At 60.4% G+C, this 13,237-nt stretch carries 12 protein-coding genes; 4 read left to right on the top strand and 8 right to left on the bottom strand.

All coding sequences use genetic code 11. The features are described 5' to 3' along the window. Window positions 1–38 precede the first annotated feature (38 nt). Window positions 39–1,046 carry an AraC family transcriptional regulator gene (locus tag LT42_RS22995; protein ID WP_037018695.1) on the top strand — a complete coding sequence of 336 codons (1,008 nt, stop codon included), beginning with the start codon at window positions 39–41 and terminating at the stop codon, window positions 1,044–1,046. Window positions 1,047–1,060: 14 nt separating this feature from the next. On the opposite strand, the gene LT42_RS22990 is transcribed toward LT42_RS22995, so the two are convergent. Further along, a complete protein-coding gene (locus LT42_RS22990) occupies window positions 1,061–1,771 on the bottom strand; it encodes a Crp/Fnr family transcriptional regulator (RefSeq protein WP_037018692.1) in 711 nt (236 codons plus the stop codon). Between the two features lie 105 nt (window positions 1,772–1,876). Here LT42_RS22990 and LT42_RS22985 point away from each other — a divergent pair, with 105 nt between their 5' ends. Then, window positions 1,877–2,413, top strand: coding sequence for an Mpo1 family 2-hydroxy fatty acid dioxygenase (locus tag LT42_RS22985; RefSeq protein WP_037018690.1), 537 nt, complete (start codon window positions 1,877–1,879; stop codon window positions 2,411–2,413). 446 nt (window positions 2,414–2,859) lie between these two features. On the opposite strand, the gene LT42_RS22980 is transcribed toward LT42_RS22985, so the two are convergent. The 6 genes from LT42_RS22980 to dibA all read right to left on the bottom strand — a co-directional run bounded on the left by LT42_RS22980 (window position 2,860) and on the right by dibA (window position 9,436). Further along, window positions 2,860–3,849, bottom strand: a complete 990-nt coding sequence (locus LT42_RS22980) for a sulfate/molybdate ABC transporter ATP-binding protein (protein ID WP_037018687.1) — start codon at window positions 3,847–3,849, stop codon at window positions 2,860–2,862. Between the two features lie 3 nt (window positions 3,850–3,852). Beyond that, a complete protein-coding gene (gene cysW, locus LT42_RS22975) occupies window positions 3,853–4,725 on the bottom strand; it encodes a sulfate ABC transporter permease subunit CysW (RefSeq protein WP_037018684.1) in 873 nt (290 codons plus the stop codon). Window positions 4,726–4,737: 12 nt separating this feature from the next. Then, window positions 4,738–5,559, bottom strand: a complete 822-nt coding sequence (gene cysT, locus LT42_RS22970; protein WP_037018681.1) for a sulfate ABC transporter permease subunit CysT — start codon at window positions 5,557–5,559, stop codon at window positions 4,738–4,740. A 209-nt stretch (window positions 5,560–5,768) separates the two neighbouring features. After that, window positions 5,769–6,779 (bottom strand): sulfate ABC transporter substrate-binding protein, encoded by a 1,011-nt coding sequence (locus tag LT42_RS22965; RefSeq protein ID WP_037018678.1) that lies wholly within the window; start codon window positions 6,777–6,779, stop codon window positions 5,769–5,771. Window positions 6,780–6,858: 79 nt separating this feature from the next. Continuing rightward, the gene (gene oscA / locus LT42_RS22960) at window positions 6,859–7,041 is read right to left on the bottom strand and encodes a sulfur starvation response protein OscA (RefSeq protein ID WP_037018675.1); all 183 of its coding nucleotides are present in this window, start codon (window positions 7,039–7,041) and stop codon (window positions 6,859–6,861) included. 472 nt (window positions 7,042–7,513) lie between these two features. Continuing rightward, the gene (dibA, locus tag LT42_RS22955) at window positions 7,514–9,436 is read right to left on the bottom strand and encodes a phosphodiesterase DibA (protein ID WP_037018674.1); all 1,923 of its coding nucleotides are present in this window, start codon (window positions 9,434–9,436) and stop codon (window positions 7,514–7,516) included. Window positions 9,437–9,613: 177 nt separating this feature from the next. On the opposite strand from dibA, the gene desA reads away from it, so the two are divergent. Together desA and LT42_RS22945 are read left to right on the top strand one after the other, a co-directional pair. Continuing rightward, complete coding sequence (gene desA, locus LT42_RS22950) at window positions 9,614–10,798, top strand: delta-9 fatty acid desaturase DesA (protein WP_037018672.1); 1,185 nt, start codon at window positions 9,614–9,616, stop codon at window positions 10,796–10,798. Between the two features lie 139 nt (window positions 10,799–10,937). Continuing rightward, window positions 10,938–11,915: a GGDEF domain-containing protein gene (locus LT42_RS22945; protein ID WP_052075381.1), complete on the top strand. Its 978-nt coding sequence runs from the start codon at window positions 10,938–10,940 to the stop codon at window positions 11,913–11,915. Window positions 11,916–11,948: 33 nt separating this feature from the next. Here the strand turns inward: LT42_RS22945 and LT42_RS22940 are convergent, their stop codons facing one another. Continuing rightward, the gene (locus tag LT42_RS22940) at window positions 11,949–13,172 is read right to left on the bottom strand and encodes an HDOD domain-containing protein (RefSeq protein WP_081955449.1); all 1,224 of its coding nucleotides are present in this window, start codon (window positions 13,170–13,172) and stop codon (window positions 11,949–11,951) included. Window positions 13,173–13,237: the final 65 nt, after the last annotated feature.

Genomic DNA, 13,237 nt, shown 5'->3' with positions numbered 1-13,237 from the left:
CTGGAACGCCAATCTGTAGACCGGAAGCGCCAACGTGTATGTCTGAGCCGAGCATCCTCGCCAGTTGGACCCGCGCCCTGCGCAAGCAGCTCGACGCCCTCGGCCTCGATAGCCTCGCGCTGAGCCGCGCTGCGGGCCTGGATCCGCAATTGATGGATGATCCCAACGCTCGCTACCCGGTAACCGTCACGACACGTTTCTGGGAACTGGCTGTGCAGGCCAGTGGCGATCCGGCGCTGGGCCTGAGGGTGTCACGTTTCGTCAGCCCGACGACCTTTCATGCGCTCGGTTACGCGCTGGTCGCCAGCGGCTCGTTGCGGGAAGTGTTCGAGCGCATTGTGCGTTATCACCCGGTGGTGAGCGATGCGCTGGTCATGAGCTTCGAGCGGGTCGAGGATCGGTACGAGTTCCGCTTCCGCGTACCCGATGGCAGTCCTATGCCGGCCAATGAAGCCATGGACGCCTTCGCTGCGATCTACGTTCGCACATGCCGCAACCGGCTGGGACGTCATTACGCGCCGCTGGCTGTGCATCTGATGCGCCCGCAGCCTGAAGACCCGCAGCCCTGGCATGACGTGTTTCGCGCCCCGCTGTTCTTCGCCGCGACGGAGAACCTGTTGAGTTTTGCCTGTGATGACTTTGACAGCCATCTTGACGACGCCAACCCGGAGCTGGCCCGGCACAACGAGACCGTTCTCAACCGTACCCTGGAGCAACTCAGCGCGTTGACCTGGGAGCGAAAAGTGCGGGACGCCATCGAGCGTCAACTGCCGGACGGCGAACCCTCCGCCGAGCGCATCGCTCACGCGCTGCACTTGAGTTTGCGCAGCCTGCAGCGTCACTTGGCCGATGAAGGTTGCCGCTACGATTTGCTGCTCAATCAGTGCCGACAGAATCTGGCGCTGCAGCACATGCGTGACCCCGCCAGTTCACTCACCGAAGTCGCGTACCTGCTCGGATTCGCCGACACCAGCAGTTTCAGTCGCGCGTTCAAGCGGTGGACTGGCATGACGCCCAGCCAGTATCGCGAAGGCCTGAACCGCTGAGCGACGGATGTGCTTCATGCCTCCGCGCCAGTCAAGCGATGAAGTGCTGCGTCGCGGAGCCAGTCGGTGTCGAGTATGTCGATGCGATCGTGATCGCGACGGACGATCTGGCGCTCCTCGAAATACGTCAACACTCGCTCCACAACCTCACTGGTCAGACCGAGGCAACGGGTGGAGGCCATATCGCCCCGCATGACGCTGCGCAGAGAGCCATCCACGCCGCCGTAGGCTTCGGCGAGCATCAGCAGCCTAAACGCCACGCGTTCCTGGGTAGGCAACAGGGTGATGTCCTGGACAGCGGGCACTTCGATGCCGAGTTTGCTGCCCAGCAGTATCCGGAAATGGCGCCACAGCGTCGGATGCTCGGCCAGCAATTGCTTGAGCGGAGCGTCCGCCATGTGCAGCACGATCACTGCGTCCTGGGCGATTACGTCGTGCGTGGCGGGGAGGTCATCAAATAACGAGGCTTCGCCGAACCAGTAAGGCCGATAATCTTCTGCGTGGGGTGAGCGAGCCAGCTGTGGCCTGCCGGGATTGATCCGCAGCGAACCGGTGAGCAACGCGTATAGCCCCGGTGCTGGCTCACCGCGCAGGAAAATTGATTTGCCGGGCGTCACCCGCCGCTGCCGCATGCCGGTCAGCAAGCTATCCTGCAAAAGCGCAGGAAGATCACGGAACCAGCGGTCGTTGATCAGCCATGAGTGCCATTGGGCTCCATTCGTCATGTGAATCTCCTTTTGATGGCCAGCCTTTTGTTGCAGGCTGAGTCGCTCAGCGTTTCAGCTCGAAAAAACCAGCGGCATGATCCCTGTATCCATAGAGGAATAACAATGAAAAACCTCGTCGATCATCTCAGCCAGTACGCGGCGTACCACCGCGACACCCGCAACATCGTCACCCATTTTGTGGGTATTCCCTTGATCGTGATCGCAGTCGCCGTGCTGCTCTCTCGCCCCGGTTGGACCAGTTGGGCGCTGGGCGGGCTTTGGGTGTCTCCCGCGCTGCTGGTGAGCCTGGCGGCGACTTTTTTCTACCTGCGTCTGGACGTATTTTTTGGTGTGCTGATGGGGGCTTTGCTAGCACTATGCCTCTGGCTCGGCGCTAATCTGGCGCAGCAGACCCTCTTGATCTGGCTCAGCGCCGGGGTCGGGTTGTTCGTGCTCGGTTGGGTGATCCAGTTTGTGGGCCATTATTACGAAGGCCGCAAGCCGGCGTTCGTCGACGACATCACAGGCCTGATCATCGGCCCGTTGTTTGTCGTCGCAGAAGCGGCTTTTTTGCTGGGGATGAGAAAGAAGCTGCAGCACGCCATCGAAGCGCGAGTCGGCAAAACGCACCGGCGGGACATGAAAAAGGCTGCGATCTGAAGCAGCCCGACTCGTAAAAGGTATCGCTCAGTCTCTGGCGAACGACAGGCCTGTAGGAGCGCGCTTGCCCGCGAAGACGGCATTCCAGCCGCCGAATATGTATCGGCTGCTCCAGCCCTCTCGGGCAACAGCACACCTGTAGGAGCGCGCTTGCCCGCGAAGACGGTATTCCAGCCGCCGAAGATGTATCGGCTGCTCCAGCCCTCTCGGGCAACAGCACACCTGTAGGAGCGCGCTTGCCCGCGAAGACGGCATTCCAGCCGCTGAAGATGTATCGGCTGTACCGGCCTCTTCGCGGGCAAGCGCGCTCCTACAGTGCTCGAAGCAAGCGGCAGCGTTTGGCGTCGTAGTCATGCAGCGCCAGGCGGCGTTTGGTGTCAACGCCCCCAGCGTCAGGCAGCAGCGTTGGCGTCAAAGTCAGCAGCGTCAAGCGGAGCAGGCCAGGCTTAAATGCCCTCCACCTTTTGCCAGACCTTTGGCTTGAAGAACAGCGTCTCGCCCCGGGCCAGCCCGGTCAGGCTGTCGTGGTCCTTGACCACTTCGGCCTCGATCAGCTCCGGCTGACCTTCCACCTTCAGCGTGACGCGGGTGGTCGCACCCAAAGGCCGGATGTCGCGGACTTCGGCTGCGTGATGCCCTTCCACCTCGTGCCGTGACAGCGAGACCTCATGCGGCCTAAACAGCACATGGTTGTCTTCACCCAGGTGCAGACGGTTCGAATCGCCGAGGAAGTGATACACAAAATCGCTGGCCGGGTTCTCGTAAACGTCTCCCGGTGAGCCAATTTGTTCGATGACCCCCTTGTTCATCACCACGATGCGGTCAGCGACCTCCATCGCCTCTTCCTGATCGTGAGTGACGAAGACCGAGGTCAGGTTGATGTCTTCGTGCAACCGCGCCAGCCAGCGACGCAGCTCCTTGCGCACCTTGGCGTCCAGCGCACCAAATGGCTCGTCCAGCAGCAACACCTTGGGCTCTACCGCCAACGCGCGCGCCAGGGCAATCCGCTGGCGCTGACCGCCCGACAATTGCTCCGGGTAGCGATCGGATAGCCAGTCCAGTTGCACCATGTTCAGCAGCTCATGGACTTTGACTGCAATCTGGCTCTCGCTCGGACGGAGGCTTTTCGGCTTCATGCGCAGGCCAAAAGCGACGTTGTCGAACACCGTCATGTGCCGGAACAGTGCGTAGTGCTGAAACACGAAACCCACGTTGCGATCGCGGACGTCGTGCCCCGAGACATCTTCACCATGGAACACGATGCTGCCCTGGTCCGGCGTTTCCAGCCCGGCGATGATGCGCAGCAGGGTAGTCTTGCCGCAGCCGGACGGGCCCAGCAGCGCAACGAGCTCGCCACTCTGGATGTCCAGACTGATGCCGTCGAGGGCCTTGAAGGCGTTGAAATTCTTGCTGACGTTACGGACTTCGATCGACATGAATTATTCCTCCGCCGCGTTTTTGCGCAGACGGCTAATGCGCGCTTCGCTCCACTGCTTGAGCAGCAGGATGAACAGCGCAAGGATCAATAACAGGCTCGCCACGGCAAATGCAGCCACGTGGTTGTACTCGTTGTAGAGAATCTCGACATGCAGCGGCAGGGTGTTGGTCACGCCGCGAATGTGGCCGGACACCACCGATACCGCGCCGAACTCACCCATGGCCCGCGCAGTACATAGCACCACGCCATAGATCAGGCCCCATTTGATGTTGGGGACGGTCACGTGCCAGAACATTTGCCAGCCATTGGCGCCCAGCAGGCGCGCCGCCTCTTCTTCCTGCGTGCCCTGCTCCTGCATCAGCGGGATCAGCTCGCGGGCCACGAACGGCACCGTCACGAAGATGGTCGCCAGCACGATGCCCGGCAGGGCGAAGACGATCTGAATGTCGTGGTCCTGCAGCCAGGGGCCGAACACACCACGGGCGCCGAACATCAACACGTAGATCAAACCGGCAATCACCGGGGAAACCGAAAACGGCAGGTCAATCAAGGTGACCAGAATGGCTTTGCCACGGAATGAGTATTTGCTCACACACCAGGCCGCCGCGACGCCGAAGACCACGTTAAGCGGGACGGAAATCAGCACCGCGAACACGGTGAGCTTGAGTGCCGACAACGCATCGGGCTCAAGGATGGCCGAGAAGAATCCGCCGAGGCCGTTACTCAAGCCCTGGCCGATGACCACTACTAACGGAAGCAACAGAAACAACGCGAAGACCAGCCAGCCAAGGCCGATCAGAATGCGCCGCGAAACCGCGCTGCCACGACGGGCAGCATTGGCGGAGGACGCAGCAATGAGCGATGAACCAGACATACGTGCGCCTCCTCAGTTAGGGGTTTCGATGCGTCGTTGCAGCAGATTGATCAGCAGCAACAGTACGAACGACACCAACAGCATCATCACGCCAATCGCTGTGGCGCCGGTGTAGTCGTACTGATCGAGCTTGACCATGATCAGCAACGGCAGGATTTCCGTCTTCATCGGCATGTTGCCGGCGATGAAGATCACCGAGCCGTACTCACCTACACCGCGAGCAAAGGCCAGCGCGAAGCCGGTCAGCCAGGCAGGCAACAAGGCCGGTACGAGAATGTGACGGAACACCTGAATAGGTCTGGCACCGAGGCAGGCGGCGGCTTCTTCGACTTCGCGGGGGATGTCCGCCAGCACCGGCTGGACCGTGCGCACCACGAAAGGCAGGGTGACAAAGGTCAGGGCCAGCGTGATGCCGAAGGGGGTATAGGCGATTTTGATGCCCATGTCAGCGGCGAACTGGCCGATGAAACCGTTCGGTGTGTACAGCGCAGTCAGTGCGATACCGGCGACGGCGGTGGGCAAGGCAAATGGCAGATCGATCATTGCGTCGATGATCTTTCGCCCGGGGAAGGTGTAACGCACCAGCACCCAGGCGAGCAAGGTACCGATGATGCCGTTGATGACGGCGGCACAAAACGCCGTGCCGAAGCTCAGTTGAAGGGCGGCAAGCACGCGAGGCGCCGTGACGATATTCCAGAACTGGACCGCACTGAGTTGTGAGGCGTGGATGAACATGACCGCAAGCGGTATCAGCACAATCAGGCTGAGGTACACCAATGTGTAACCCAGCGTCAGCCCGAAGCCGGGTATGACGGGGGATATGCGTCGAGACATAAAAGTCCTTGGTTAACACACGTTACCCGGAGCAAGTCCGGGTCCATTTATTGCGCTGGCGCTGCGCGGAAATCTATCAGAAACAGCACCCGATGCCAGTGATCCACCTGTAGGAACGCGCTTGCCCGCGATTAGCCATCTGCGTGCGCCAAATGCACCGACTGACACCGCGCCTTCGCGGGCAAGCGCGCTCGTACCGGGTTCAGCGATTACTGCGCAATGTAGATCTGGTCGAACACGCCGCCGTCGTCGAAGAACTTGGGCTGAGCGGATTTCCAGCCGCCGAAGTCCTTATCGATGGTCAGCAGGTTCAGCTCGGGAAACTGTTTCTGGTACTTGGCAGCGATTTCCTTGTCACGCGGCCGGTAGAAGTTTTTCGCCGCGATCTCCTGGCCTTCCTTGCTGTACAGGTGCTTGAGGTATTCGGTGGCGATCTCGGTATTGCCGTGCTTCTCGGCGTTTTTCTCGACCACGGCCACGGGGGGTTCGGCGAGGATCGACAGGGAGGGCACCACGATGTCGAACTTGTCCGCGCCGCCGTCTTCTTTCAACGCCAGGAACGCTTCGTTCTCCCAGGCCAGCAACACGTCACCCTGGCCATTGTTGACGAAGGTGATGGTCGACCCGCGCGCACCGGTGTCCAGCACCGGAACGTGCTTGAACAGCTTGCCGATGTAATCCTTGGCCTTGGCTTCATCGCCGCCATTGGACTTCAGGCCATAGCCGTAAGCGGCCAGAAAATTCCAGCGAGCGCCGCCAGAGGTTTTCGGGTTAGGGGTAATGACCGACACACCGTCCTTGATCAGGTCGCCCCAGTCATGGATGCCTTTGGGGTTGCCCTTGCGCACCAGGAACACGATGGTCGAGGTGTAGGGAGTGCTGGCGTCCGGCAGTTTGGTTTGCCAGTCCGCAGGAAGGGTCTTGCCCAACTTGGCGATTTCGTCGATGTCGCCTGCAAGCGCCAACGTCACGACGTCGGCCGGCGAACCGTCGATCACCGAGCGACCCTGCTTGCCCGAGCCACCGTGGGACTGGTTGATTTTGACAGTGTCGCCCGGGTGGGATTTTTTCCAGAAGATGATGAATTCGGCGTTGTAGTCCTGGTACAGCTCGCGCGTCGGGTCGTACGACACGTTGAGCAGCGTGAAGTCCTTGGCGACGGCTGAACCGGCAAATACTGCACTGGCCAGAGCGGCCAGCGCATAACGACGAATGGACATGAATCAAGCTCCTGAACAAAGGTGTTGTTGGCTTTTTTTAGTTTTGGGTCGCGGTGGTCATCGGGCAGGCCGCCCGTCGTCAGCTCTGCTTGTTGCCAGGGTTCTGCAGACGGAATTTTTCCTTGCGCTCGATCTGCACCACCTGTGCGTTGTGCACGGTGATCTCGACCGCACCAAAACGCAGGTCCCGCAACGCGCTTTGAATTTCACGCAAAATGCTTGCTTCGTCCTGGCCGTCAACGCTACGCAGGGATGCGCTCATGCTCGTGCTCCTTGAAAGATGTGCCCGCAGCGTGGGCGGCCGCTGCTTGTGGCGTAAGCGCAATCTTAGAGACGCAGAGATATTCTTAAAAAGACTATTTAAGAATGCAGATATAACCAAAAGGTATTTGAGTTTGGTGTGCGCAGGCAACCATGGATCTCTAGGCGCTGGCTTGCTGGCGAACCGGATCTATCAGCCGTCGTCGATGTGCCTGAACCAACGCATTCGCCAGCAAGCCGGCTCCTACAGTTTTGCGTTCACCCCAACCCCAGTGTGACGCCGACAGGTTGGGGTTCGCGCCAGCCCCGGCATGACGCCGGTGGTTTGGGGTTCGCGCCAGCCCCGTGTGACGCCGATCTCCTGTAGGAGCGCGCTTGCCCGCGATGCAGACGCTGCGGTTTATCAGAATCACCGCACTATCGTTTTCCGGGAATGGCCCCCCCCGCAGAAGCTTCGCGTGGCGGCTGTTGCCTCACCCAGATACAAACATCGGCGCATGCTGCCAGTTGATTCGCCCGGCAGGCATCGGCCGCCCGAACCAGTAGCCCTGACCCAGTTCACAGTCGTGATCGAGGAGAAACTGTGCCTGATTGGCTTGCTCGATACCTTCTGCCAGGACGCGCATGCCCATCGCCCGCGCCAGGGCGATAATCGCGTTCACGATCGCAATATCGTCCTCGTCATACGGGAGGCCGGCGACAAAGCCCTGATCGATCTTCAGCTTCTGCACGGGCATGCGCTTGAGCCGCAGCAAGGATGAATACCCCGTCCCGAAATCATCAATGGAAAGCTTCAGCCCTAACCCACGTAGCCGGTGCATCTGTTCGATGGCTTGATCCGGGTCGTCCATGATCGCGCTCTCGGTGACTTCCAGTTCCAGAAACTCGGGCGCCAGGCCCGTTTGCTCCAATACCTTGGCCACCCGCCGATCAAGGTCACCGCGGCCAAACAACCGACTGGAAACGTTGACCGCGACGAACGAGATGTCCACACCTTGCGCCAGCCACTCCCCCATCTGCCGACAGGCTTCGGTCAACACCCAGTTGTCGATGTCAGCAATCAGCCCGCTCTGCTCGGCGATGGGAATGAACTCACCAGGCGCCACCATGCCACGCAATGGATGCTGCCAACGCACCAGGGCTTCAACCCCCTCGATGCAGCGGCTTTGAAGGCTGTGGATCGGCTGGTAAAACACCCGCAGCTCGTTTTGCTCCACTGCCTGACGCAGCTCGGCCGCCAATTCGACGCGAAGCTGGGCGTGAGCGGTCAACTCGGCCGTGTACATCGCGTAGCTTTCCCGGCCCTGATGCTTGGCCTGTGACAGCGCGGCATCCGCATTACGCAGCAATTGTTCAGCGGTCAGCGCGTCGTGAGGAAAGATACTGATGCCAACGCTGGCCGTCAGAAAAAGCGATTGCCCGCTGACCTGAAACGGCTCACGTAGAGCCTCAAGAATGCCTTGCGCCAGTTCCGCAGACTGGGCGACCTGCTGGGCATTTTCGAGCAGAATCGCGAACTCGTCCCCTCCAAGGCGGGCCAGCGTCACCCCCTTCTCCAAGTGGCAGGCAAGGCGTTCGGCAGCCGCTTTCAGCACTTCGTCACCGGCGTTGTGACCGAGGCTTTCATTGATGTGCTTGAAGTGGTCAAGGTCCACGAGCAGCAGCGCCAGGCTGCGTTTACTGCGACGTGCGTAGGTATGCGCCTGCTCGGTACGGTCGGTGAACAGCAACCGGTTGGGCAAGCCGGTCAGCGCATCATAATGAGCCAGGTGAGCCAGCTCGCGCTCTGAATGCTTGATCGACGAGATGTCGGAAAACACCGCAACGAATTGAGTGATTTCTCCGCGCTCGTCGCGGATCGGACGAATGCTTTGCCATTGCGGATAGATCTCTCCGCTCTTGCGCCGATTCCATATCTCGCCGCTCCACTGCCCGGCGCTGATGATGGTTTTGAACATCCGTTCATAAAACTCGGGCCCGTGGCGTCCTGATTTGAACGTGCTCGGGCGCAGGCCCAGTACCTCGTCCTGCTGGTAGCCCGTGATCTCGCTGAAGGCGCGATTGACGTGCACGATCACACCCGAGGCGTCGGTGACGAGCACGCCTTCCAGCGTCGTGTCGAACACCGCAGCCGCCAGACGCAGGCGCTGCATATCCTCATCTCTGCGCGCCAGCTCGGTGATGCCCATGAACCCCAACAGCCGCGAGCGGGCCAGAAAGATCAGGACCGCACTGAGGGCCAGCCAGACATAGCCCCCGACTTGTTGCGCCCGCGCCAGCACGGTCGGGTCCTCGATCAGTCGCGGCAGTAGGTAGTCCCTGGTCGCCAACCACACAATCGACACAAGCCCGTACAACGTTGCGGTGCGTAGCGCATCCCGGGTAATGCTCGACATAAATAGAAACGACCTTGCGAAAGTCAGAAATTATAGAACAAGAAACATCTTGCGACGCTTATGTAAAAGAGCGGCTGGTTTTATCTGTGGGCTAAGTGATAATGCGCGCTTCTGTCTCAGGGTCTGCTCAGGCGGATCCGTACATCGCACGCGTTACAACCGAGGGCAACTCAGCCTATGTGGAACAACGGTCTGCTCGACCTTTCCGTCTGGCAATTGGTCGCAGTCACCCTGGCGATGACTCATGTCACCATCGTCGGCGTCACGGTCTATCTTCATCGTTACTCAGCTCACCGCTCCCTGGAACTCAACGCCGGGCTCAAGCACTTCTTCCGTTTCTGGCTGTGGCTCACCACCGCACAGAACACCCGCGAGTGGACCGCCATTCACCGCAAGCATCACGCGAAATGCGAAACCGTCGATGACCCTCATAGCCCGGTCATCAAAGGCCTGTCAACCGTGCTGCGCAAGGGCGCGGAGTTGTACCGCGCCGAAGCGGAGAACCCCGAAACGCTGCGTATTTACGGCAAAAACTGCCCTGAAGACTGGATCGAGCGCAACCTGTATTCGCGTTATCCCCTGCTGGGTGTGGCGATCATGGGCGTGATTGACCTGGCGCTCTTCGGCGTGATCGGCATCACCGTCTGGGCCATTCAGATGATGTGGATTCCAGTGTGGGCCGCGGGCGTGGTCAATGGCCTCGGTCATGCGGTGGGCTATCGCAACTTCGAGTGCCGCGACGCGGCGACCAATCTGGTGCCGTGGGGCATTCTGATCGGCGGCGAAGAGCTTCATAACAACCATCACACCTACCCCAACTCTGCCAAGCTCTCGGTCAAGCGCTGGGAGTTCGACATGGGCTGGGCGTGGATCAAAGTGTTCAGCTGGCTGCGACTGGCTAAGGTGCAGCGTGTCGCACCGATCGCCCACCGCGTGGAAGGCAAGGGTCACCTGGATATGGACACGGCCATGGCCATTCTGAACAACCGGTTCCAGATCATGGCTCAGTACCGCAAGCTGGTGATCGCACCGCTGGTGGCTCAGGAACTGGCGAAAGCGGATGCCTCGGTGCGCCATCAGTTCCACCGCGCCAAACGGTTGCTCTCCCGCGAGCCCAGCCTGCTGGAAGACAAGCATCAAGCGCGGATCCAGACCATGCTCGAGCACAGTCATGCCTTGAAGGTCATCTACGAAAAGCGTTTGGCGCTGCAGCAGATCTGGGCGAAGACCAGCAGCAACGGTCATGACATGCTGGCGGCCATCAAGGAATGGGTCCACGAGGCGGAAGCCAGCGGGATTCAATCGCTGCGAGACTTCGCCGATCAGCTGAAAACGTACTCCCTGCGGCCTCAGCACGCTTGATGCCGTTGATCGGCGCCCATTCGTCTGAATGGGCCCGATCGGAACTTAGTGCCATTACTCCTATCTCATTAGCACCTTCGCACTATGCTGTGTGACATGTTGTGGCGTGCGCCGCACCTTATCTTGAGATGCAGTGCTCATGGACAACCAGAATCCCCGCGTTGAGACCCCCGCCGCAGCAGAGACCCTTCTGGCGCTGATGCACGCCCAGGCCGAAGTGGCACGTCTGAGCGAGCGAGAGCAGCTGTTCAGCTCCCTGCTGGTCAGCGTGAACGCCGTGTTGTGGGCGTTTGACTGGCAGACGCAGCGCATGATTTACGTCAGCCCCGCCTACGAACGCATTTTCGGCCGCTCGGCCGGCCTGTTGCTCGCCGATTACAACGAGTGGCGCGACAGCATCTACCCCGACGATCTCGACTACGCCGAGCGCAGCCTTACCGAAGTGCTCGAGAAGGGCTCAATCGAAGACCGTGAGTACCGCATCATCCGCGCAGACGGTCAGGTGCGTTGGCTCAGCGACAAGTGCTTCGTCAGCCATCAGGCCGAGCACAGCCAGCGTTTGATCGTGGTCGGCATTGCCGAGGACATCACCGAGAAGAAGCATCTCGAAGACGAGCTGCAGCGTCTGGCTACCACCGACGTGCTGACCCAGAGCAGCAACCGTCGGCATTTCTTCGAATGCGCCCAGCGCGAGTTCGAACAAGCCCGACTGCAGGGCACGCCAATGGCATTTCTGCTCTTGGACGTGGATGACTTCAAACTGGTCAACGACACCTACGGTCACCAGGAAGGCGATCTGGTGCTGCAGCGGATTGCCGAATGCGGACGCAAGACACTGCGCCGCGGGGATTTGTTCGGGCGTATCGGTGGCGAAGAGTTTGCTGCGGTGTTTCCGGGCTGTGCGCCAGAGATGGCCCAGCAGATCGCCGAGCGGTTGCAGCGGGAAATCCAGCGCCTGAGCTTTCAGTGCAACGACAAGACTTTCGGGATCACCGCAAGCCAGGGGCTGACCAACCTCGGTGAGCAGGATCAAAGCCTGGAAGCACTCTATGCGCGCTCGGATGCCGCGATGTATCAGGCCAAACGGCAGGGCAAGAACCAGATCGTACTGGTCTGAAGCTGGTCTCTCAGCTCAGCTTCGCCGATTCTTTCAAGCCACTGTCCTGCGCCGCATCCCTTCCAGATCCGACTCGCTGATCTTCAACAGCCGCGCCGATTTGCTTTTCGCCAGTGCTTCCAGCGGGTCTTCGAGCCCAAGCAAGCCCATCTGCCCGGCGACATTCATTGCCAATACCTCACGTGTGAAAACGCCGGTGTTGTACTGATACACCGCTGCGATCAGCTCACGCAGCTCCAGCGGCAGCCGCCAGCGCGTCCGCAGCGCCGATCCGAACGAGGCCGAATACTGCGCCAGCGCTCGGCGAATGGTTGCTTCATCCAGTGTGCCGCCCGCATGCAGCCAGTCCTGCAGACAGCGCACCACCGTCAGATCGCCCAATCCTCTCAGCAAACCCGCGCAATAGCAGCGCTCGTGGTCCAGCTCCAGTTTGCGGGCCAACGTACGGGCGCACTCAGCGGTGCGTTGCGACACCTCCCAGATTTCGGTGGCGTGCAACAGCAGGGTGGCGTCAGTAAGGACGGCACCACGCTTCAGCGCGATCCCCTGAATCAAGTTAACGCTTTGAGGGGCACCGAGCACGGCGAGCGCCCTGCCCAGATTCTGCACAGGCTTGCCTTGGTGTTGCGTCGCGCTGCTCGCGGCTGCGATCAACAGCGCAGTGATATGTGGGTCCTTGGCCAAAGCCTGCTCCAGCAGCTTGAGATCAACGCCCGACGCCCCGCGACTGCCTGCCACCGCCGCAGCGACGTCCACGAACAGCGGCCCGCCGTCGGCCATTTCCCGGCGCTTATCAAGAAAGGCATCAAGGCCAACGCCCGCTTCAAGCGCGGGGACGGCGCAGGCGACCTGCGCGCCATCCTGCAGCAGCAAGGTCTCCAGCCGCTGGCGCAGACTTTCCATGTTCAAGGGTTTGGTCAGGTAGGCAGTGGGCGCCAACTGCACAGCCTCCCGGACGCTGGCGCTGTCGTTGCGACTGCTCAGCAGAATGAACCGAACCGGCGGCTGGCGGCGCAATTGCCGCAGTGTTCGAAGCAGGCTCAAACCATCGATACCGGGCAGCTCGCGTGACGCGATCACCAGGTCAGGGATGTACCCGCGCATGATTTCGACAGCCTCCCTGCCGTTCGCACAGATATCCAATTGCGCGTCGCAACGCACGTTCAGGACCAATTCGTTGAGCATCTCACGCGCCCAAGGGTCCGATTCAGCGATCAATACGCGGGGTACGGTGAGTGCCTCTACCACGGTCATCATGACTCTCCGGCAACTGTCCACTTACCTTAGTCAAAGACTGAGGACTGAGACAGGCAGAAAGAAAG

Origin of the sequence: Pseudomonas lutea, from assembly GCF_000759445.1 — a bacterium.
Taxonomy (GTDB): Bacteria; Pseudomonadota; Gammaproteobacteria; order Pseudomonadales; family Pseudomonadaceae; genus Aquipseudomonas; species Aquipseudomonas lutea.
Note: the sequence above shows the minus strand (reverse complement) of the source record. Positions and strands in the feature narration are given on the sequence as shown.

What these genes read in the sequence shown, in the direction of transcription:
- LT42_RS22995 (WP_037018695.1), top strand. Translation starts at nt 39, where the DNA reads ATGTCTGAGCCGAGCATCCTCGCCAGTTGGACCCGCGCCCTGCGCAAG.
- LT42_RS22990 (WP_037018692.1), bottom strand. Translation starts at nt 1,771, where the DNA reads ATGACGAATGGAGCCCAATGGCACTCATGGCTGATCAACGACCGCTGG.
- LT42_RS22985 (WP_037018690.1), top strand. Translation starts at nt 1,877, where the DNA reads ATGAAAAACCTCGTCGATCATCTCAGCCAGTACGCGGCGTACCACCGC.
- LT42_RS22980 (WP_037018687.1), bottom strand. Translation starts at nt 3,849, where the DNA reads ATGTCGATCGAAGTCCGTAACGTCAGCAAGAATTTCAACGCCTTCAAG.
- cysW (WP_037018684.1), bottom strand. Translation starts at nt 4,725, where the DNA reads ATGTCTGGTTCATCGCTCATTGCTGCGTCCTCCGCCAATGCTGCCCGT.
- cysT (WP_037018681.1), bottom strand. Translation starts at nt 5,559, where the DNA reads ATGTCTCGACGCATATCCCCCGTCATACCCGGCTTCGGGCTGACGCTG.
- LT42_RS22965 (WP_037018678.1), bottom strand. Translation starts at nt 6,779, where the DNA reads ATGTCCATTCGTCGTTATGCGCTGGCCGCTCTGGCCAGTGCAGTATTT.
- oscA (WP_037018675.1), bottom strand. Translation starts at nt 7,041, where the DNA reads ATGAGCGCATCCCTGCGTAGCGTTGACGGCCAGGACGAAGCAAGCATT.
- dibA (WP_037018674.1), bottom strand. Translation starts at nt 9,436, where the DNA reads ATGTCGAGCATTACCCGGGATGCGCTACGCACCGCAACGTTGTACGGG.
- desA (WP_037018672.1), top strand. Translation starts at nt 9,614, where the DNA reads ATGTGGAACAACGGTCTGCTCGACCTTTCCGTCTGGCAATTGGTCGCA.
- LT42_RS22945 (WP_052075381.1), top strand. Translation starts at nt 10,938, where the DNA reads ATGGACAACCAGAATCCCCGCGTTGAGACCCCCGCCGCAGCAGAGACC.
- LT42_RS22940 (WP_081955449.1), bottom strand. Translation starts at nt 13,172, where the DNA reads ATGATGACCGTGGTAGAGGCACTCACCGTACCCCGCGTATTGATCGCT.